The organism is uncultured Algibacter sp. (genome assembly GCF_947487605.1).
GTDB lineage: Bacteria > Bacteroidota > Bacteroidia > Flavobacteriales > Flavobacteriaceae > Algibacter_D.
In genome coordinates this window covers 88,327-110,948 of sequence record NZ_CANKXK010000010.1, presented here as the reverse complement: position 1 = coordinate 110,948, position 22,622 = coordinate 88,327, and the positions used below count along the sequence as shown (strand labels likewise).

13 protein-coding genes are annotated in these 22,622 nt (G+C 34.2%); all 13 read right to left on the bottom strand.

The window, feature by feature from the left end; all coding sequences use genetic code 11:
• Nucleotides 1-21 precede the first annotated feature (21 nt).
• The 13 genes from Q0739_RS12055 to Q0739_RS11995 all read right to left on the bottom strand — a co-directional run bounded on the left by Q0739_RS12055 (nt 22) and on the right by Q0739_RS11995 (nt 22,618).
• The gene (locus Q0739_RS12055) at nt 22-1,461 is read right to left on the bottom strand and encodes a sulfatase-like hydrolase/transferase (RefSeq protein WP_298238991.1); all 1,440 of its coding nucleotides are present in this window, start codon (nt 1,459-1,461) and stop codon (nt 22-24) included.
• Nucleotide 1,462: 1 nt separating this feature from the next.
• The gene (locus tag Q0739_RS12050; RefSeq protein ID WP_298238990.1) at nt 1,463-2,902 is read right to left on the bottom strand and encodes a sulfatase-like hydrolase/transferase; all 1,440 of its coding nucleotides are present in this window, start codon (nt 2,900-2,902) and stop codon (nt 1,463-1,465) included.
• A 103-nt stretch (nt 2,903-3,005) separates the two neighbouring features.
• A complete protein-coding gene (locus tag Q0739_RS12045; protein ID WP_298238989.1) occupies nt 3,006-4,751 on the bottom strand; it encodes a RagB/SusD family nutrient uptake outer membrane protein in 1,746 nt (581 codons plus the stop codon).
• A gap of 11 nt (nt 4,752-4,762) precedes the next feature.
• The gene (locus Q0739_RS12040; protein WP_298238988.1) at nt 4,763-7,912 is read right to left on the bottom strand and encodes a TonB-dependent receptor; all 3,150 of its coding nucleotides are present in this window, start codon (nt 7,910-7,912) and stop codon (nt 4,763-4,765) included.
• A 92-nt stretch (nt 7,913-8,004) separates the two neighbouring features.
• Complete coding sequence (locus Q0739_RS12035; RefSeq protein WP_298238987.1) at nt 8,005-10,320, bottom strand: FAD-dependent oxidoreductase; 2,316 nt, start codon at nt 10,318-10,320, stop codon at nt 8,005-8,007.
• A 2-nt stretch (nt 10,321-10,322) separates the two neighbouring features.
• A complete protein-coding gene (locus Q0739_RS12030) occupies nt 10,323-12,038 on the bottom strand; it encodes a sodium:solute symporter family protein (protein WP_298238986.1) in 1,716 nt (571 codons plus the stop codon).
• Between the two features lie 42 nt (nt 12,039-12,080).
• Nucleotides 12,081-12,824 (bottom strand): helix-turn-helix domain-containing protein, encoded by a 744-nt coding sequence (locus Q0739_RS12025; protein WP_298238985.1) that lies wholly within the window; start codon nt 12,822-12,824, stop codon nt 12,081-12,083.
• 508 nt (nt 12,825-13,332) lie between these two features.
• Entirely contained in the window at nt 13,333-14,982 is a 1,650-nt protein-coding gene (locus Q0739_RS12020) for a solute:sodium symporter family transporter (protein WP_298238984.1), read from the bottom strand.
• 221 nt (nt 14,983-15,203) lie between these two features.
• On the bottom strand, nt 15,204-16,712 hold the full coding sequence (gene araA / locus Q0739_RS12015) for an L-arabinose isomerase (RefSeq protein ID WP_298238983.1): 1,509 nt from the start codon (nt 16,710-16,712) through the stop codon (nt 15,204-15,206).
• Nucleotides 16,713-16,741: 29 nt separating this feature from the next.
• Nucleotides 16,742-17,443, bottom strand: a complete 702-nt coding sequence (locus tag Q0739_RS12010) for an L-ribulose-5-phosphate 4-epimerase (RefSeq protein ID WP_298238982.1) — start codon at nt 17,441-17,443, stop codon at nt 16,742-16,744.
• Nucleotides 17,427-19,121, bottom strand: coding sequence for a ribulokinase (locus Q0739_RS12005; RefSeq protein ID WP_298238981.1), 1,695 nt, complete (start codon nt 19,119-19,121; stop codon nt 17,427-17,429). The genes Q0739_RS12010 and Q0739_RS12005 overlap by 17 nt, the downstream gene beginning before the upstream one ends.
• A gap of 68 nt (nt 19,122-19,189) precedes the next feature.
• A complete protein-coding gene (locus Q0739_RS12000; protein WP_298238980.1) occupies nt 19,190-20,797 on the bottom strand; it encodes a sulfatase-like hydrolase/transferase in 1,608 nt (535 codons plus the stop codon).
• Nucleotides 20,798-21,058: 261 nt separating this feature from the next.
• On the bottom strand, nt 21,059-22,618 hold the full coding sequence (locus Q0739_RS11995; RefSeq protein ID WP_298238979.1) for a glycosyl hydrolase family 28 protein: 1,560 nt from the start codon (nt 22,616-22,618) through the stop codon (nt 21,059-21,061).
• Nucleotides 22,619-22,622 lie beyond the last annotated feature (4 nt).

Here is a 22,622-nt window from a genome sequence, read left to right as displayed (position 1 = left end):
TATAGCTTGAATCTGATTAAACTATTTGTTTAAAACTTCCTTTTTATGATTTGCTATAGCTTCATTATACTTTTTAATAATTTCTTGACCTTCTTCTGTTTTTGCAATGTTTTTCACCTCATCGTAATCTGCTTCTTGACTGTACAATTCTTCAAAATTAGTAGCATTTAATTCAGAATTTTCAAAGGTTTTTATATATCTATAATCTTTAGATATTACGGTTAAATTAGGTTTTGCACCTCCGTAAGTTCCTAAGCCTTCATATACAAACTCTTCTCTCCAATTTTTTGCAGTTCCTTTTAATAAAGGCACCATGCTTGTACCATGCATATCCTCTGGAATTTCTACACCTGCCAATTCTAATATGGTTGGTGCCATATCTATATTCAATACAATTCTATCGTTAGTTCCTTTTTTCAAGTCTGGACCCAAAATAAAAAATGGCACGCGTGTTGCTGGTCTGTACGGCAATACTTTACTTGTAAATCCATGGTCTCCCAACATCCAACCGTTATCACTCATAAAGAAGATATACGTGTTTTTACGAAGTCCTAAATCATCAATGGTTTGAAATAAACGTCCTAATGCATCATCCATTTCAGTAATTACTGAATAATATTCTTTGGTATGCTTCTGAATAGCCTCAGCATCAGGATACCCGTATTTTTTGGCTTGTCTTAAATTTCTAACCTTCTTTAAATATTTTGGTTTATCGGATAAATCTTCATTTCTACTGGCTGCCACAGGCATATCCTCTTGATTGTACTTATCTAAAGTTTCTTGTTTCGCTTGCCATTTTAAAACACCGTTCATGTGTGGTAACTGTGTGTTATGATATAAAAAGAAAGGCTGCTCTTTTTTGGCGGCTTCTTTTAAGAAATCTATAGAACGATCTACACAATATTCATCACAATGTTTTTCAGGCTTTACTTGAGTTCCCATATCATCAATGGCTCTTCCGTAATAAGCCCCATTACTATGAAAAATCACACTAAAATCGAAACCTAAATCTTTGGGTTCTTGCCCTAAATGCCACTTTCCTGAAACTCCAGTATTATATCCTATTTTCTTTAAATAATTGGCGACTGAAACCTCATTATCATTTAAGTTACTGCCTAATTCTAACACCCCATTGGCACTTCCGTAACGTCCTGTTAACAATGCGGCTCTACTTGGACTACATAAAGCAAAAACGACATTGGCATTAGAAAACTGCACAGATTCTTTAGAAAATTCATCAATTTTTGGAGTTATAATGACTTCATTCCCATTAACACCTAAAGCATCTTGACGTTGGTCGTCAGTATAAATAAATATGATGTTTGGTTTTTCTGTTACAGCATTAGTCCCTGTAATACTAGTTTCTTTGTTCTTTGCTGTATTACACGACACAAAAACAACGAAAAACAACATTATAATATAATACCTTTTTGAATCTAAAATCTGGAATTTACCGCTCATCTTATTTGCTATTTTCTTCTTCTTTTTTCAACTTCTCCTTAAATGCTTTTAACTGCCCTGGCGAATGAATTCTGATTGGTCTATTATTAAACATATCTTGATACATATAGCCTTTTACTTCTTCCCATTTAGGGCTTCTACCAATACCTGTTGGCTCTGGAAACTCGCTTTCCCAAGCTTCATAATCTTTGACTAATCTTTCAAAAGTTACTTTATTTTCTTCTATTAGGTTATTGACTTCTCCTATATCGTTGCTTAAATTATAAAAGCCTTCACCAAATTTTCCTGCTCTCACAATTTTTAAAGAATCTTCTCGAACTGCAGACCAAGGATTGATGCGCCAAAACAATTGCTTATGTGGTGCTTCATCAATTTCTCCATTTAAGTAGGGTTGCCACGCCACACCATCTAATTTGTTTTTGGGTTGCTCTGTGATACCCGCAGCTTTTAAAAACGTTGGATACAAATCTAAAGCCGATGTTAACTTTGTATATTTTGCATTGGCTTTAATTTTATCGTTCCACTTTATAATGAATGGCACACGATGTCCGCCTTCAAACTCTGTGCCTTTAGTCCCTTTGAAAGGCGCATTAGATGATGTATTAGAAGTTGGCCCACCGTTATCGCTAAAAAACACCACAATGGTATTGTCATCTATACTTTCATCTTTTAAAGTTTGCATAACATGTCCAATAGAACGGTCTAAACTCCAAGTCATGGCCGCTAACTTTTGCCTTGAATGCCCTTTAAATAAAGCCATATCTTCTTTAGTAGCCTCCATTGGTGTATGCACCGCATTGTATGCTAAATAGATGAAAAATGGGTTTTCTTTATTCTTTTTGATGAAATCTGAAGCTTTATAACCTAAATCATCTGTGAGATAGCCCTCAAAATTCACATATTCTCCATTGCGCTGCATAGAGTTACCATTATTTTTAACCTCTTTATCTGGAAAATAATGACGATGCCCGCCTATAAACCCGTAAAACTCATCAAAGCCTCTTGTGTTTGGATGATGTGCTTCCTTATACCCTAAATGCCATTTTCCAAAAGCAGCTGTTTTATAACCATTGGCTTGAAAAACTTCAGACATCATGATTTCTGATTTTGGTACAGGGTTTTCATTATACTCTGCTCCAAAGCGATGTTGATAACGCCCTGTTATTAAACCTGCTCTTGAAGGGCCACAAACACCAGCACTTACATGAAAATCTGTAAACACTGTTCCTTGACTTGCTAACTTATCTATATTTGGTGTTTTTAAATCTTTACTACCATTAAACCCAAAATCTGCATACCCTGCATCATCTGCTAATAGTATGATAATATTTGGTGGCTTTTCTTCTGTCTTACAACTAAATATCAACATGCTTATAGCAAAACAAGTAGTAAATATTTTAAGTGTTTGTTTTGATTTAAAAGTGCCCATTGTATTTTTCATTTAAGTGTTTAGAACATACCTTGAATTACATATCTCTTATAATATGAGATAATAAACCCTTCCTCAAATAGTGCTTATTCGAGGAAGGGTATTACTTTACTATTTAGTAACCCTCATTTTGTGACAAATTATCATTCTTTTCCCTTTCGGCACTAGGTATAGGCCATAAGTATTGTTTCTCTGGAAACTCTGTATCCGCTAAGATTCTACAAAAATCATTTTCCAATAGACCTGAAAAATCAGGTAATCCATCTTCATCAATTTCTGGAGTCTGTCCCCAAAAATAAAGCCCTGGGTTAACCAAATTATCCATTAATGGCCCTCCTGGATTTGCAGATCTAGTTACGTTTAACTGACCAATAATCCCTGTGGCAAATACTTTTTCAGCAAATCTCCAACGAATTAAATCCATATAACGAATGCCTTCATTTGCAAACTCCATACGTCTTTCATTTCTAACTTTCAATCTTAACTCAGCTTGATTTGTTGATGTTACCAGCGGTGCTGATTTTCCAGTTCCTCTATATGCTCTTTCTTTAACATCATTAATTGCTTTTAATACCGAAGCATCAATTTGGTTTAGTTCAATTTTCGCTTCTGCATATGTTAGAAGTACTTCAGCATAGCGCATCCAGATATCATTACTATCTTCAGCAAGATCATCAACCCAGTCTTCATCAATACCTTTTTTCCAAGCCAACCCATTAAAAGACGCAAAATTTTGTCTAGATCTCGTGTCGTTATTAACTCTCATATTTCCTGTAGAATAATCAAGAACTTCTCTGCGTAATGGGTGTGGAGTATACTCAATACCATTGAAATTTGAACCAGCATCGGGTCCTAATCCGTCTCCATCTTCAAGAGATCCAAATGGTACAATAGTCATGGCACAACGTGGGTCTCTATTTTTAAATGGATTTTGAGGATCAAACAATGGTGATTCATCAATTGGCAACCCATCAGTACACTCAAAAGTAGCTAACAATTCCCAACTTGGGTTTCTAGCACAAAATCCTCCAAAATTTCTCGGAATAAAATCTTTGGTATTACCATTAAATTGATCAAAATCAACACTATTAGGTAATTGAAAAATAATTTCGTCAGAGTTTACTGTTGACGATTTAAAAAGATCAGCGAAATTAGCGTGCAAATCATATACTCCTAAGTCCATACAACCTTTTGCAGCTGTAGCCGCTGTTGCATAATCGTTTTGAAGTAACGCAGCTCTTGCTTTAAACGCATAGGCTGTTCCTTTGTTCACAAAATCAGCAATATCTTGATTTGGAGGTAGTCCTTCAATAGCAATATCAAAATATTCATAAATTCTTGGCAAAATTTCTGCTTTGCTTGTCCTACTAAGTACAAAACTTTCATCAATAGTTAAAGATTCTTCAAAAAAGGGCACATCGCCATAATGGTTAATTAAGTATGACCAAAATGCGCCTAAAAAAAAGTAAGCTTCACCTCTAAACGCCGCCTTATCCGTATCACCCAATATGGATTCGTCAGCTTCTATTCTATCAACCACAACTAACATTCGTGTTATAATTTTGTAAACATCCGTCCAGTTGGTCAAGGCACGGCCATTTTCAGAATCAATGGTTCCCGCTTTTACGGCGTCAAGAAACGCACGACGAATAAAATCATCATCTATTCCGTTTTGAGATTTATCAAATTTCCACCATACCGGTCTATATCCTTCATTTAGGGCTTCTCTAAATTGGCCTCTAGTTGCAAAATAACTTGAAGTGCTTGGATTATCTACTTGAACCAAATCCAGCTCGTTACAAGAAAATAAGCTCAATGCAACCACAAATGCTACTTTCCATTTATTTAAATATTTTTTCATCGTTTTTTTTTTTAAAAATTAAGTTTTAAACCGACTATATAAGATTTTGTTATTAAATAATCTCCTCCTCCTTGTTCTGGATCTATACCATCTGGTAAATTATCAAAAGTGAACAAATCATTTCCAGAAACATATATTCTAATTCTTGAAATACCCGTGTTTGTAAACACCTCAGACGGTAATGTGTACCCTAGCGTAATATTTTTTATTCTCAAATAAGATGCATCTTTTAAATAAAAATCTGAAAAACGGTAATTATTACCCGCTGATGTCTCAGATAATTTAGGATATTTGGCAACCAAGTTTTGCTCAGGCGTATTATAGGCACTCCAATAATTACCATCATATAGAGCTGGTGGAGACAAAAATGATTCTTTAAAAGGCCTAATATAAGCAGAACCAATATTTGATAAGTCTTTACCTACTCCTTGAAATGTTAGTCCAAAATCAAATCCTTTATAGCCCATAGTAATGGTTCCGCCATACTGATATCTTGGTAAGGCACCGCCTAAAAAGGTTCTATCTTCATCACTAATAATACCATCTGGAACACCATCTGGCCCACTAATATCTTTGTATTTTACATCTCCTGGGCCAACTCTATTGTTTAGAACAGGAGAATTATCTACGTCTTCTTGAGTTTGGAAAATACCATCAGACTGCAAGCCAAAGAAGGTATTAAACTCTTGCCCTTCAGTTTGGATGAAATTAGTATTATTAGGAAAGATTTCCTTTCCATCTATAAAATCAATATTTGATTTAGAATCAAACATATTAGCAGTAATAGAATAATTAAACTCTCCAATATTATCTCTCCAAGTTGCTGATGCTTCCCAACCCGTGTTAGTCATCTCACCTACATTATCATCTGGATCTGGATATCCAAAATATCTAAGAAGACTTCTGCCTAGTAACATATTTTCTGTTTTCTTTTCGAAATACTCTCCTGTTAATGATAATTTATCATTAAACATGTTTAGGTCTATAGCAAAGTTGGTTGATTTGGTGGTTTCCCAAGTAATATCTGGTATGGCTAAATTAACTTGACCTCCTGAACGCAGTGATTCGATATCATTACCGTTGGTAAACAACACATCTGAAAGTTGAATGTTAGCCTGATATAAATAATTACTACCCAATCTATCATTTCCTAATTCTCCATAAGATGCTCTAAACTTTAAAAATGAAATGGTCTTACTAAACGGCTTCATAAAGTTTTCTTTAGAAATTACCCAACCAGCAGAAACTGACGGGAAATTACCATAACGATAATCAGATCCAAAACGAGAAGAACCATCTCTTCTTATACTTCCTTGTATTAAATATTTTTTCTTATAATCATAAGAGGCCCGAGAAAACATGGATCGATAAGCCAATTCCTTAAAGCTTGTTCCATTATTAAAAATTTGTCCAATTGGCGCCCGGTTAATAAACGGAAAATTATTATCAAGATAATTGTTACCATCTACTCTAAAATTTTCTACCTCAGACTTAAACTCTTCATAACCAACAACAGCATTAACGGTATGGTCTCCAAAAGTTTCATCAAAATTAGCCAAAAACTGTGTTGTTAAGGTAATGGCTGAATCTCGTCTTTCCTGAAGGGTAATATTTGAACTTGCATGGCCAATAATATAACCTTCAGGCGCACCTAATTCCTCTGCATTATCAAAAGCCCAGTACGGAATTTCTTGATTCCAATCTTTCCATTTTGTGAAATTATATTTAGGCGCTATATTAACCGATAACTTCAAGGAGCTTATGGGCTTAAAATGTAGTCCGAATTTCCCATAGAATAAATGATCTCTACTCTTAGTAAATCCACCATGATGCAATCTGGCATGAATATTCTCCCCTGTTTTACCTTCCGCAACATTTCCATTTTCCCAAACCGCAGCATAGATTGGAGCGCCCTCAATGGCACGAACTGTTGGATCTACTCCAGGTGTATCAGAATCCGTTAATTTAAAAGCAAAATTAAAATCAGCACCAAATTTATCAGTAAACTTTAAACTATTATTTATACGCCCTGTGATTCTTTTCCATTCCCGACCTGCATACAATGCGTCTTGAGACTCATAGCCAAAATTAGCCACAGTTTTAACTTTTTCAGATCCCGCAGAAAATGTCATGCTATGACGGTTACCTGTAGAATTTTTCTTTAAAATTAAATCTCTCCAATTTGTATTAGGAAAATTATCTGGATCTATCTGATTATTGGCGAGGTAATTGTTTATAAATTCTTCATCAAATTGAGGAAATTGATCATCAGGATCATTTCCAGCATCATTCCACACCTGTTCATTAAACATTTCCAAATACCTTATAACACCAACTGGGCGTCTAATTTGGGTAGGCGTATTAATTACATACTCCCCGGAATACGAAGCCGTAAACTTACCTGTTTTGGCTTTCTTTGTGGTAATTAAAATAACACCTGCAGCTGCACGAGATCCATAAATAGATGCAGACGCACCATCTTTTAAAATAGACATAGATTCTATTTGATCTGGATTCACATCATTTATACTCCCTACAGGAACATCATCAACTAATACCAACGGATCACTACTTCCAACAAGTGTAGAGATACCACGAATTCTAATGGTATTTCCTGAACCAGGAGCAGAACTACTTCTTGTTACCGTAACACCAGCAACTTGACCTTGTAAAGCATTAGAAACATTAGTAGTACTTCTAGCTACAAGATCATCACCTCCAACAATGGATACAGAACCTGTTAAATCTTTTTTACTCTGAGTACCATATCCGACTACAACCACCTCATCAAGTTGAGATACATCTTCTTGTAAAACAATAGTTAATTTGGTTTGTGTTCCTACTAAAATCTCTTGTGTAATAAACCCTAAGTAACTAAATACTAAGGTGTCATTTTTATTTACACTTATAGTGTAATTTCCATCAAAATCTGTAGAGGTGCCTTTTGAGGTGCCTTTAACTACAATGGCAACTCCTGGCAAGGGAATCCCTCCTTGATCTGTTACAACTCCAGTAATGGTTCTTTCTTGGATGTTGTATTTTGAAATTGAGTTTACAGAATCATCAATAGCAAAACCTGCAATTGAATATCCCATAAAAATCATTAACAAAACTTTAAATGCTCCTTTTTTTACAAAGGATGCCTTAAAAAAATTTTTCATAGTTTAGTCGTTTGATAATTATTAATTAAGTGATAGTTATTTATTACGGCTATTGAGGGTCTCTCATACCCTTGATAGCCTCGTTTTTTTTACTAATAAACTCTAATCTCGTAGATACAAGCTCTTGTATCTCCGTTGGTAGCTTTTACAATAATTTTTAATTCATTGGCATGATATGTTTTAGTTAGTTTATGATTTCTTTGACGTTGATAATTCCCTTCTACGGTTTCTAGTTTTATCCATTCCCCATTTTCTAATGCCCAAATTTCATAGTCTTTCGGACATTGCGGGTCTTTATAAAACGGTGCATAAGCATGATATTCTCTTAATAGATGCCCTGGAAATGTTAATTGAATACTGTTAATTTCTTGTGGAGTGTCCCACGATAATTTAACCCATTGATCTAATGGTAAATTCATGTCAGACATCCAAACATTCGTGTATTGATAAGGGCGTGTAACACCACTAATTACATTGCTTGCGTGGAAACAATCTTGTTCTGGTGATATTTTGAAACTTAAGGTATTACCGTTGTAATAACGTCTCATTTTCTCTTCACCTATTTGATACATTGCTGTATGCCCAGGAATAATACAACCTGCTTCTTTCCACTCAACATTTTTGTTTACTCCTAAATCTAATCTGATGTATTGGTCTTTAGAAAGTCCGCTATCTGGTGTTAAATTTACATTCCAATCTACCCAAACCTTTTCGCCTACTGGAACTTTCAATACCGTTTTAGCCAAAGGCTGATCTGGATTTACTCTATAGTCCCAAAGGTGATCTATGGCATGAATCCAAGCTTCAACCTCTTGATCTTCATTTGATAAATTTGATAAACACACCGAAAGTGTTTCTATTTTTGAACCGTCAATAGCAATGATTTGTCCTTTTATAGTTTCTAAAACCTCAACATGATATTGAGGTTGGTCTGTCCAAATGGACAAGCCATGATGCGCGCCTTTTGATTCTGGTCCAGCACCGTATAACTTATCTGTACTACTAGCAGTAACATTTGCTTTTAGCGCTAAATCAAGTACATCTTCATTTTTAGAGTTTGGTAAAAAACAACCTCCTTTTAATAATTCCTGCTGTACTTCTTCTATAAAATCTTTAGGAACATCTTTAACCCCTTTACCTTTATCTAACGCTATGGAAGCCGCTATTCCAACTGCTTCTCCCATTGTAGCGGTAGTTCCCATTACACGTAATGTTCCTAATGCAGCATGAGTTGCACTAATATTTCTACCTGCCATCATTAAATTATCAACATCTTTGGCTATTAGAGAACGTAAAGGAAACCCATAAGGTCCGCAATACGATTGTACTAAATATTCATTAAAGGTGTTATACTCTTCGCCTTCAGTTGCTGCAGATTGTTCAGCATGTTCTGCCAACAAACCTCCTGGAGTATGTAAATCTATAAACCAGCCACCGAAACCAACTTCATCATTAAAAACCGTTTTATCTTGGATGTCGTTTTCATTAATTAAATACTCCCCCATAATACGACGACTTTCACGCTTTCCTGGAACTTGCCCAATCCAATCTAAAGCATAGTTTTTGGTTTGCTCTTTCATGATAGGGTCGTGGTTTTTCATCCAATCCCAAATCCCCAATGTATGTCTGGTTAATTCATGACGAATATCTTCATTATCATAAATAGTATGAAAAGGCACGCCTATTTCAATCCACCAAAAACCACCTCTTTTTTCTTTTGGAATTCTTCCTTGCTCGTAAAAATATGCAGGGTCGTCATGTTTTACAGCCCAATCAGGTGCTTTATAAGGCACAGGTCTTCCCATATCTTTCGCTCTAAAATGTATGGAGTTCCCCATCACATCATCACTTGCTTTTTCTGGTGCATGAATTTCGTTAAACTCATCTTTTCCTTCACTTCCCATACGCCATTCGCAACCTGCTCTATCTGCTACAACACCATCTCCAGTACAATCAATAAATACATCACCATTAACTGTTAATTCTGTTTCAGCATTTTGAATATTTGCAATGACAGCTTTGATGTTTTTTTTATCCGAAGACATTTCAACATCAACCATTTCAGTATTCAGATAAAATGTAAGGTTTTCTTCTTTAACAGCTAGATCATACATGACCATATCCCAAACACTATTTATCCAACCGTTTTCATAAATTTCAGCATGATTTACAGCTCTTTCTTCAATCATTAATTCTGAAATAATACCTGTTTCTCTAGCATAAGCATGAAACGCAGCAGCCCCATGGATGGTAACTCCAATTTCTGAAGAACAATTCCCTCCAAATACTGGTCTATTTTGTATTAAACACGTTTTTTTACCCTGACGTGCTGATGCCACTGCAGCTGAATAACCTGCCATTCCACCTCCACATACAACAACCTGATAATTCTCTTCTCTTTTTTTCATTATTATATTAAAGTTCTTTTCTTTTCTATTCTTTTAATTGACATCCAAATAAGTCCGCTTAACACAAATAATATTAAAGCAAGAATCCATTGGAATGCGACATCTGCTGTAGCTAAAACAGCTAAAATGGTAACGATACAAGCCAATACAGCAATTGATATTGCCATAATTTTACCAGGAAATAGCGATGGTTCGATTATTTTATCGGCTTCTTTTGATTGATCGATTTTTATAAATTTAGGACTCTCCGTTTTGGTTAAAATTTCAATCCCTGTTAAAACAACAACTGGAATAAGAACACCTGCTACTGCCTCTATAGTTCTGTAATACGTTGAAAGCCATTCTGAAAAATCAGCAGAGACATTCCCCCTAAACCAACCATCATCACTTAAATAGCCATATTTAATGAGGACTAAAAATATAGCACTTATAATAATGGCGGCAAAAACGCCTTTTTCACTAATTTTTGGCGAAAACATACCCCATAAAACAGGTAAAACAGTAATACCAGCGACTAATGCTGTAATAGATAATATAATATCTTCTGCACCACCCATGTTTGGTACTAAAATAGCAATCCACGTTACTAATCCTCCTAAAACTAATGTTAAAATTCGACCAACCCTTACCAATATTTTTTCTTTGGCTTTTTTAAAGATTCTACTATAAAAATCTTTTGTTAATACGCCTGCATATACATTTAATTCAGAATTTATCATACTAACTGTAGCTGCAAACATTGAAGCTATCATAAGCCCAAGCAAACCTTCTGGAAGTGCATATTTACAAGCCAAAACATAAGCTTGCTCATAATCTGCTGATGGGTCTATTACGTGATACATCATAGGAGGTAGCATCCAAATAACAGGACTTATTAAATATAATAACCCAAATAAATAGGTTGCTTTTCGTGCTTCCTTATTAGTAGTTACGCATATAAAACGTTGTACGAAAGCCCACTCGCCTCCTACTTTAAACATATGAATAACAACCCATGCCGCCATAAACACCCATGTAAATTCTTGGTTAACTGGGTTGAAAAAATCGTCTGGAACTTTATCTACAAAAGCTGAGACACCTCCCATTTTAGATAGTGCTAAAGGAATAACAGCTATTACTGCAACCATTAAAATAATAAACTGCAATACATCTGTTAATAAAACCGCCCATAAGCCTCCAAAAATGGTATATAAAATAATGATAATACCACAAAAGATGATTATTGTATTTACAGCTGAAATACCTATGCTTTCAATAAACATCGCATTCCAGTTAAGTGGTATTATAGCCTGTAAGACTACCGCCAAAGAATACAATGCTACTGCCATACCCAATAAACGGTACAAAATATTAAACCAGGTGTAAACATTTAATGCCCAATTTCCAAAGCGCAAAGAAATAAATTCTGCTGCTGAAGACACTCCCAGTTTCCTCCATTTTCCTGCCAAATAATAGCCTACAAATAGTGCACTAATACCAAGACACATTGAAATACTTACAGCTACAAAACCTGCCTTAAATGCAATGCCACCCCAAACCACAAAGGTTCCTGCTGAAAACATAGTCATAAAAGCAGACAATCCACTCAACCACCAAGATGATTGATTTCCTGCAGCAAAATAATCGTTAGAGTTTTTTATCTTTCTACCTAAGTAAACACTTATACCCACATTCCCCAGGATATATAAAAAAAAGACAATTAGATCTTTTGAAGTCATAAAATTAGTTTAGTTGGTTAGTTAATTAGTTGGGGGTGTTGTTTAAACACCTATAAAATTATGCTTATAAGTCATTACCTCTTCAATTTTGGCTATTTTTTCTTGTAAAACATCAATATATTCCTGCACAGGCACTTCATTATTAATATTTGCCAAGGCTATTGCTGCTCTTGCTGGTTCTCCTATTTTCACAGCTATACTAGCTCTGCTACCAAAAACCGTGTATCCAAAACCTTGTTTTCTAATTTGATTGATGGTTGCCATAAAATCATCTTTAGAACTAAAACCAGATATTACCTCATTAAAATCAATAATTTCTGCGATGCCCTCATCTGTTTTTTCAGATAAAAGTTTAAGTCCAATACTTGATTGTGTTGCTGGGAACAAATCGACTCTTCCTAATCCATCAACTGGTTCTATCCCAGGCTCCCAGTGATAGGTATAAGCCACCTTATCGCGCCATAAAACACCCATGGCAACCACCACATTCAATTCTGTTAATTCTATTAAATACCTTAAGGCATTTTTAATAAGTTTAGATCCGTGTAAAATTTGAGCCGACAATACATGTATAGCAGGCCCCAGTCTGTATTTCTTATTTATTGAAACCTCTGCAAAACCTTGATAAGCCAGTGTTTTAAGAATTCTATTTACTTTTGTTTTTTCAATTTTTAAAGTTCTAGATATATCGGCACCTGACATTTCTGTATCTGTAGAAGCTAGAAGTTGTAAAACTTCCATACCATCTATGAGTCCAAGAATAGGTTGTGAAGGTAGTTTATTCATTAAAGTTGCTATTATAGCAACAAATATAATAAAATATATGATATATTGTCATTTATGTATACAATATTTACATTGCATAATAAAATCTTAAAATAAAACTTTTGAGAATTTATAAACCAAAAAGAAAGGTTATTCCTATTATCAAGCCAAAAGTCGTATCATTAGAAGACATGCTCTAATCTTTAAACGACTAATATTCACAAAGTTTAAACTCATCTCTAGTAATCTAATGAAGCGAAAGATAACATTTTTTTAATGTCCTCGATTGTAGAATAAAACTTTTCTGATGAATTATAGAAATGTTTGTGCTTTGCCTAGCACATAGTATTGATCTATAGACCTAAGTTTGATAAATATAAATAGCTTAAAATCGTAATAAAACAAAATCGTTTTTTAATCCTGTCAAATCTTTTTTTGCTTTGTAGGTATTAGTCCTTAGCAAAAAACCTTACAAAGTTTTTAAAACTAGCAGAATTATATTAACGTGATATCTATCTTGTATCTAATATTAAGTAAAATAAATATAAATTGAAATTACAATAGCGCAAATTCCAAAACCAACTGGTTTCATGTACTTCCATGGTGTGATATCTACTTGCTCTGTATAAACTTGCACGTAATCTTCAGTTCTTGGTTTTAATTTCCCAATAATTAGCATTAGGATAACGATGATTAAAAATATCAATCCCATTAGGTGTAAGAAATGTGGAAAAGCTTCAACCTTAACCAAATCTAAGGCTACAGCATCTGTAATTCCACTAGCCTGAGCTTTTTCTAAAGCAGAACTTACCATTATTGGTTTAATGACGTATAAAGATATGAGATATACAAAAAGACCAAATACAATAGAAATATTTGCTGCAATTTTAGGCACTCTTTTAGTTAAATATCCTATTAATATAATCGCTAAAATGGGTACACTATAAGATCCATTTAACTCTTGTAGATAATTAAAAACACCACCTTCAACACCATATAATAAAGGTGCTATACCCATAGAAAGTAAAGCTAAAAAGAATCCAAAAGTTTTACCAGCTCTAACCACCTGTTTTTCATTAGCATCTTTATTGATGTATTCTTTATAAACATCTAAACCAAATAAGGTTACAGAACTGTTTAGCGCACTATTAAATGAACTTAAAATAGCACCAAATAAAACCGCTGCAAAGAAACCAATTAAAGATACTGGCAATACTTTCTTAACTACCATTGGATACGCTTCGTCAGCATTAGGTAAATCGCCATTAAAAATTTGAAACGCAATAATTCCTGGTAATACGACTATAAAAGGTCCTAATATTTTTACAAAAGCGGCTAACGATAATCCTTTTTGCCCTTCTACTAAGTTTTTGGCTCCTAAAGCTCTTTGAATAATGGCTTGATTGGTTCCCCAATAGTAAAAATTAACAATCAGCATTCCTGTAAATAAGGTCCAAAATGGTACTGAAGATGTCTTACTTCCAATGGCACTAAATTTTTCTGGTAAATTAGTTGTTAATATATCCATCCCTTGAAAAACATTCCCATCTCCTATATACATTAGTCCAAAAATAGGAATTAAAGAGCCTCCAATAATTAAACCTACAGCATTAATAGAATCTGAAACTGCTACTGCTTTTAAACCACCAAAAATGGCATAAATACTTCCGATGATACCAATACCCCATACGGTTACCCATAAAGCCGATTTATCTCCTAAGCCCATCATTTCAGGTAAATCAAACATGGTATTAATAGCTAATGCTCCAGAATACAATACTGTTGGTAACATAGAAATGGCATAACCAAACAAAAACAAAATAGTTACTAAAGTTCTTGTAGATTTTCCATAACGTCTTTCTAAAAATTGTGGAATTGTAGCAATCCCGCCTTTTAAATACCTAGGTAATAATACCATAGCCGTAAAAATCATGGCTATTGCAGCAACAACTTCATACGCCATAATTAATATTCCTTCGCTAAAAGCAATACCATTCATCCCTACAATCTGTTCAGTAGATAAATTGGTTAACAATAATGATCCCGCAATTACTGGTCCTGTTAAACTTCTACCTCCAAGAAAATAACCGTCAGATGAGTTTTCATTAGTTTTACGCGTTGACAAATAAGAAATAACGGCTACTAATAATGTAAATGCCGCAAAAGAAATGATGCCCATAGTTTAGTGTTTTTGGTTTGTTAGTGTATTTAAAAAATTATGTTCTTACCTTTTTATTTACTATAAATCCTTATGATATTTTTGTTTTAACACAAAATTGCTAATATTAAATGTCTTAATCTTTATTTCTACTGAATCTTAATATTAAAAAATTCAGTACTACAAGTACTAAAACCAATACAGAAATTTTAAATATCATAATTTAGAAATAGTTGGGGAAATTATAAACGGTGCTGAAACATATTGTAATATGCTTCGTTTGCATTGATTTTATCTTTGAAATCTCTAACTGTGGTGTTATTATCAATTACTAATAATTCAATACCAGCTATATCTGCAAAATCTTCCATATACTCTGTAGTGATGGCTTGAGAATACACAGTATGATGCGCACCTCCTGCTAAAATCCATGTAGTAGCTGCAATATCCAAATCAGGTTTTGCATCCCAAAGTACTCTTGCTACTGGTAAATTTGGTAAATCTGCCATTGGTTTAACAGCTTCAACTTCGTTTACTATTAATCTGAAACGATTTCCCATATCTACTAAAGACGCATTAATTGCATCGCCTTCTGGTGAATTAAACACCAATCTAACAGGGTCTTCTTTTCCTCCAATACCTAAAGGATGTACTTCACAAGACGGTTTTTTATCTGTAATTGAAGGACAAATCTCTAACATGTGAGACCCTAATACATAAGACTTTTGTGGTGTAAAATGATACGTGTAGTCTTCCATAAAAGAAGTCCCTTCTTCTAATCCGTAAGCCATCACTTTCATGACTCTTACCATAGCAGCTGTTTTCCAGTCGCCTTCACCACCAAACCCATAACCATCAGCCATTAAACGCTGTGTAGCTATACCTGGCAATTGTTTTAAAGCCCCTAAGTTTTCAAACGTATCTGTAAACGCTCCAAAACCACCTTCTTCTAAGAAAGCTCTTAAGCCTAATTCTATTTTAGCGGCTTCAATTAAAGAATCTCTTTTTTCTCCACCTTCTTTTAAAGCATCTGATAAGTTATAGGATGCTTCATAGACTTTTAATAGATCCGCTAATTGAGCATCAGTAACTTCGTTAATTTTAGCAACAACATCTGAAGAGTCAAAACCATTTACAGCAACACCAAAACGAATTTGAGCTTCTACTTTATCGCCTTCAGTAACAGCAACCTCACGCATATTATCTCCAATTCTTGCTACTTTTAAGTTTTGCATTTCATTCCAACCTAAAGCAACGCGAGAGAAAACACCTAATTTCGCATGTACTTTTTCATCTTGCCAATGCCCAACAACTACCTTACGTTTTTTACGCATTCTAGACATAATGAATCCAAACTCTCTGTCACCATGTGCAGACTGGTTTAAGTTCATAAAATCCATATCGATAGAACCCCAAGGAATCTCCGCATTAAATTGTGTATGTAAATGACATAATGGTTTGCTTAGAATATTTAAACCAGCAATCCACATTTTTGCTGGTGAAAAGGTGTGCATCCAAGTAATAACACCAATACAATTATCGTCATTACTAGCATTTTTGCAAAGTGTTGTGATTTCTGAAGGTGTAGTTACTATAGGTTTAAATACAATTTTTACAGGAATTTTATCTGAACTATTCAATCCTGCTGCAACTATTTGAGAATGACTGGCTACTTGTTTTAAAGTTTCCTCTCCGTACAAATGTTGGCTCCCAGTTACAAACCAAATTTCTTTTTTAGAAATATCTATCATCTTAATCTCTTGTGTTTTTCTTTACTTAATTATTGTCCGTAATATGAATTCTCTCCATGCTTACGTTCATAATGTTTTTTAATTAATGAATCTTTTAACCTTGGTGCCGATGGGTTTATTTGTTTGGTTAAATAAGCCATTTCTGCAACAACTTCTAACACCTTACTATTGTAAACCGATTTTGCTGCATTTTTACCCCAAGCAAAAGGGCCATGGTTTCCTAATAAAACCATTTCTACCTCTTTATAATCTAAGTTTTTCTCTTTGAAACAGTCTAATATTTGAATGCCTGTGTTATGCTCATAATTTCCAGCAATTAATTCATCAGCCATAGGAGCTGCACAAGGAATATCTGCCGTTAAATGATCTGCATGTGTGGTACCAAAAACTGGAATATCCATTTGCGCTTGAGCCCAAGCCACAGCATACGTAGAATGTGTATGTGTAATACCTCCAATCTCTGGCCAATGTTTATATAAATAGGCATGCGTTTTGGTATCAGAAGAAGGTCTCATATCCCCTTCAATAATAGTGTTATCAAAATCTACAATAACAATATCTTCTGGTTTTAAATCTTCATAAGGCACTCCACTGGGCTTAATAGCAAACACACTATTTTCCCTATCTACTGCACTTACATTTCCAAAGGTATATACTACTAAATTTAATGCATTTAGTTGCATATTCGCTTCGTAGCATTCTTGTTTTAAGTCTTTATAAACTGAACTCATTTTCTCTTTTTTTTATGGATGTATCTACAAATTCACAAAGTGCTTCGTAAGATTTCATAGATTCTTTATAGGCTGCTACTTTTCCAACTTCTGGATAATATTCAGCTTCAAAATCACTACCCATTTTTTGACTAGCTTCAATAACGTTTTCATAAATACCTGCTGCTACCGCTGCATAAATTGCTGCTCCTAATGCTGGTGCTTGGTCTGAAGCCGCTACTTTAATAGGTCTATTCAACACATTAGCCAAAGTCTGCATAATGAATGATGACTTTCTTGCTACACCACCAATACCAATTACGGTTTTTATTTCTACACCTTCTTCTTCAAATCTATCTACAATTTTCTTAGAGCCAAAACATATCGCATTTACCAATGCTTTAAAAATATGTGGCGCTCTAGTTCCCATAGACAAGTTAGTCATAGCCGCTTTTACTTCTTGATTGGCATCAGGAGTTCTACGTCCGTTAATCCAATCTAAGGCAATTGGAATACTTTCTGATAATGGAATTTTATTGGCTTCTTCACTTAATTTACTGATAAAACTTGCATTTACTTCTTTGTCTAATGCTTCTTTTTGTTCATCCGAAAGAATTGAAGAGGTTAATACTAAATGATCCATTGTCCAAGACAACATATCTTTAAACCAAGCTAATAAGTCTCCAAAAGCCGATTGTCCTGCTTCCAGCCCTATAAGTCCAGGAATTACAGAACCATCTACTTGTCCGCAAATACCACGAACCGCTTTTCCTTCTTGAATATTATCTGGTGAAGATACCATAATATCACAAGTTGATGTCCCCATTACTCTCACTAAAGCATACTCTTCAATTTTTGCTCCAACCGCACCTGAATGTGCATCAAATGTACCTACAGCAATCACAGTATCTGTACTTAAGCCTAATCTTTCAGCCCATTCTTGATTTAAGTGACCTGCAATTTTTTCTGAAGTAAAAGTCTCGTTATATAAATTGTCTCTAAGGTTAGCCAAATATGGGTCTAACTTTTCTAAAAATTCCTTTGGAGGCAATCCATTCCAGTCTTCATGCCACATTGCCTTGTGTCCTGCTGCACACCTACTACGTTTAAACGATGCTAAATCTGTAACATCAGAGAGCATAAATGTCATTAAATCGCAATGTTCTAACCAAGTATGTGCTGCATTTTTAACCGCCTCGTCTTCTCTAACAATGTGCAAAATTTTTGCCCAAAACCACTCTGAAGAATAAATTCCGCCTTCGTATTTTGTAAAATCTTCACCTCCCCAAGATGCCGCTAATTCATTAATTTCATTAGCTTCTTTTATGGCTGTGTGGTCTTTCCAAAGTACCATCATAGCATTAGGGTTCTCTTCAAAGCCTTTTGTAAATGCTAAAGGTGTCCCATCTTCTAAAACAGGTACTGGTGAAGATCCTGTAGTATCAATACAAATACCTTTTATTTGTGAAGCATCTACTTCAGATTTCTTAACTACCTCTTTAATGGTGTTTTCTAATCCTTCAACATGGTCTAAAGGATGCTGTCTAAATCTGTTTTTAGAAGCATCACAATAAGCTTTATCTAACCATCTTTTGTACCAATGTACACTAGATGCTAGTTCATTACCGTTATTTGTATCTATGAGTACAGCTCTTACTGAGTCTGACCCATAATCTAATCCTATTACATAGTTTTTCATCAAACAAACATTTTAGTATAGCAAATATAGTATTTATTTTTATAAGTGTAAAAAAAACACTTGTGTTTTTACTTTTTAGATTTTATTTTTTTATTTTCAGTATTATCAAGGTGTTCTTCTAATACGGTTTTTAATTCTTGGACTCTTGGAATTGTCAAATCATTCATAATAGGATTCATTTGAAATGGATCTTCTTTCAAATTATAAAATTCTGAATGCTGCACTACTCTATTTTCATCAAATTCTATAGTAAACAACTCCGTTTCTGTTCTAACCGACCGCCAATTTTTATAACCCACAAAAGCATATTCTATTTTATTTTCGGCAGCACTTAAAATTGATTTACTCCAATCTTTTCCATCAACCGAATTTGTGAAACTTAAATCCATAAGTCCCAATAATGTAGGTGCTAAATCTACGGAATTAAACACCTTGTTTTCTTCGGTGTTTGCTTGTATGTGCTTTGGCCATCTTATAATTAATGGTACACCAATAGATTCTTCATAAAAAATTCGTTTTACCATTCTTCCTTGCGAGCCCATCATTTCTCCATGGTCTGCGGTATAAACCACAATGGAGGTTTCTTTTAACATTTTATCAGGGTAACGTGGGTCTGGTGTATTTGCCAAATACGTTTCTAATTTCCCAAAATTATCGTCGATTGAATTGATGGCTCCATAATATCCTGGTAAGCATTTGGTTTGCGAATAATGATTATTAGGCACATTGGGTCTTCTTTTTAAATCTGTTCTTACTGAATCGGAATAATTTGTTCCTGTTCTATATGGAATTTCATATTCAAGAGGCGCTTTATAATCGAAACTTTCTGATCCTTTACTGCCCTTACCATAATAACTGTTTTTTTTCGCTTTACCAGCAATACGATAAGATGCTTCGTTACCATCGATAGGTTTTGGTCCATGGATAGTATGTGGCGGATTGTATGACACATATAACGCAAATGGTTTTGAATTGTCTCTAACCTTGAAGCTGTTTTTTAAATAATCTAATGCTTTTCTGGTGAGGTGATTAGGGCCCCAGCTTTCTTGTTTTCGTAATTCTAAATCTTTATAATCTTTTGAAGGCGTAAACGGATTTGGCAAGGGTTTTCCATTTTTAGCATATGCACCTAACCCATCAATTTCATTTTCATAATGATTCCATTGTATATCAAAATGCTGATGATTATGCGTTGGTGTTCCATACCAATATTTAAAACCTCGTTTTGCGGAGTCTTTGGTAGCTGTAAATTTTTCCCAATTTCTGCTGTTGTATTTATCAATATGCCATTTGCCTAAATGTGCAGTTTCGTAACCATTTTTACTTAAAATATGAGCTATGGTAATATTATCGTAATCAAATTTTTGATAATTGGCATTATCAACCAATTGATGAGTGGAAGGATAATTTCCGGTCATTAACGTAGCTCTATTAGGTGAACATAATGGGGTAACGACTACTGAATTATGAAATATTACCCCTTCTTTTGCCATATTATCCAAATTAGGCGTTTTTACGGGGTCTCCTTGATTTACTGTACCATCAAATCGTGCATCATTATAATAACTCAAACCCATTCTACGATGCTGGTCTGAATACACAAAAATTAAATTAGGTTTGATTTTTTCTTCCTTTCGTTTACAAGAAAACACCATAAAAACAATTAAAACTAACAAAAAGCATCTTTTTAAAACCAAATTTAAAAAGCGTGATATTTTAAAAGTAATACTTCTAAACTGCTTACTCATTGATAGTTATTGTAAAAAAATTAACGCTTAGGTCTAAAGTTTTTAAAACGTCTTGTCTTCAATTGCTACAGGTAAACCTTAACCTTGTTGTCTTTAAAACGAAACAAATAGGAAACATAAAAAAAATCTTCCAGTTTAAACCATACCTGCAAGGTCCAAAAAACAGACCTTGCAGGATGACTTAAGAAACTATTCGAAATGAATATCTTTCACGTATTTGTTAATTTTAAACTCCCAATCATCAGTGCTTTTAATATCTTTACCTAAGAAGTTTAGATTTTTTAATTTTATATCTTGAATACCTCCTTTACCTGGGAAACCGTGAAAAATAACTGGTTGTGGCTCTCCACTTAAATATTTTATATTTGAAAACGTGATGTCTTTTATGGCTCCTAAATCTTTATTTACTGTCCAAGGTGTTACTCTTTGATCTAATTTAATAATTGGTTTTAGGGCACGTTCAATAGTGATGTTTTCAAATTTCACATTAGAAACCACATCTGCATCTGCCACTAATATACCAATAACACCTTGTGCTGTTTCTGCATGTGTGGCATGTATGATATCACAATTTCTAAAGGTAATATCGTTAACAGGCATTCTTGTTTCGTAAGTTATTCCTAAGGCGTAACCCCAATCACTCCAAATGGTACAATCTTCTACCAATACGTTTGATGTTGATGTACGTTCTTGTGGAACTTCTACAATAAAAGCATCCATGTTTCCTGTATCCATCGATTTCATTACAATACCATCATCTCTTTGTCTTAAAAAACAGTTTTTAATATGTACATTTTGACTTAAAACAATATTTAAACCATCCGTATTATAACCAGCTCCTATTTCTTTAATATTATCTATCACTACATTTTTAGAACGATAAATAGTGGCATGCCAACAGTTAGCTCCTCTCATAATTACGCCTTCAATTTCTACACCATCACAATTGTTGGTATGTATTGGGTTTTTACGTCCCATTTTCTCCAAAACACGATTAAAATCAAGGATACCTCTTCCTTTAATCTTGATGTTTTTAGCATTGATAGCTTCAATACCATGGTCGTATCTATCTAATTCTATCTGGCGTCTTTTTCTATATTCTTTTCTATAAATAGAATCGCCTTCAAATACATCAAAATAAACTACAGCACCACCTGCAACATATAATGTTTGATTACTTTTTAGTTTGATGGTATTTACTACGTGTTCTCCTGGACCAAAATAAATGACGTTTTCATCATCAGGACTTGGTACATTTTCTTCTTTTGGGTTTACAAATAAGTGCAACACCTTATGCTCGTTTCCATCAGGCTCAATAGTTAATGCTCCTGGTTTATCCACATAAAATTCAATGGTATTATTTTTTACGGTAGCTTCAATATTTCTGGATAAGGGTCTGATAGTTGCCGACGAAATTTCTCTGTTAACTTTTACAGATACTTTTACTTTTCCTGAAATATCAAAATATCCAAAACCTACGGTTGAATATTTTATTTCACTTTCGCCCATTAGTGTACCTTCTGTAAATCTGGTATCGAATACTTTTCCGCTGTAACAAAAAACATCAGAACCATCAACAGTAATTTTATAATCCTCAAAAGGTTTTTCGCTTTTTGGTGCCGAATAAACTGTTAAAGCTTCATTTTTCGCTATTGCAACTTCTTTTTTATCTTCTTTTTTGCAACAAGTCACCAATATTACTAAAACTAATAGAGGCAAATACGCCATGTACTTTTTGTATTGTTTCATCTGT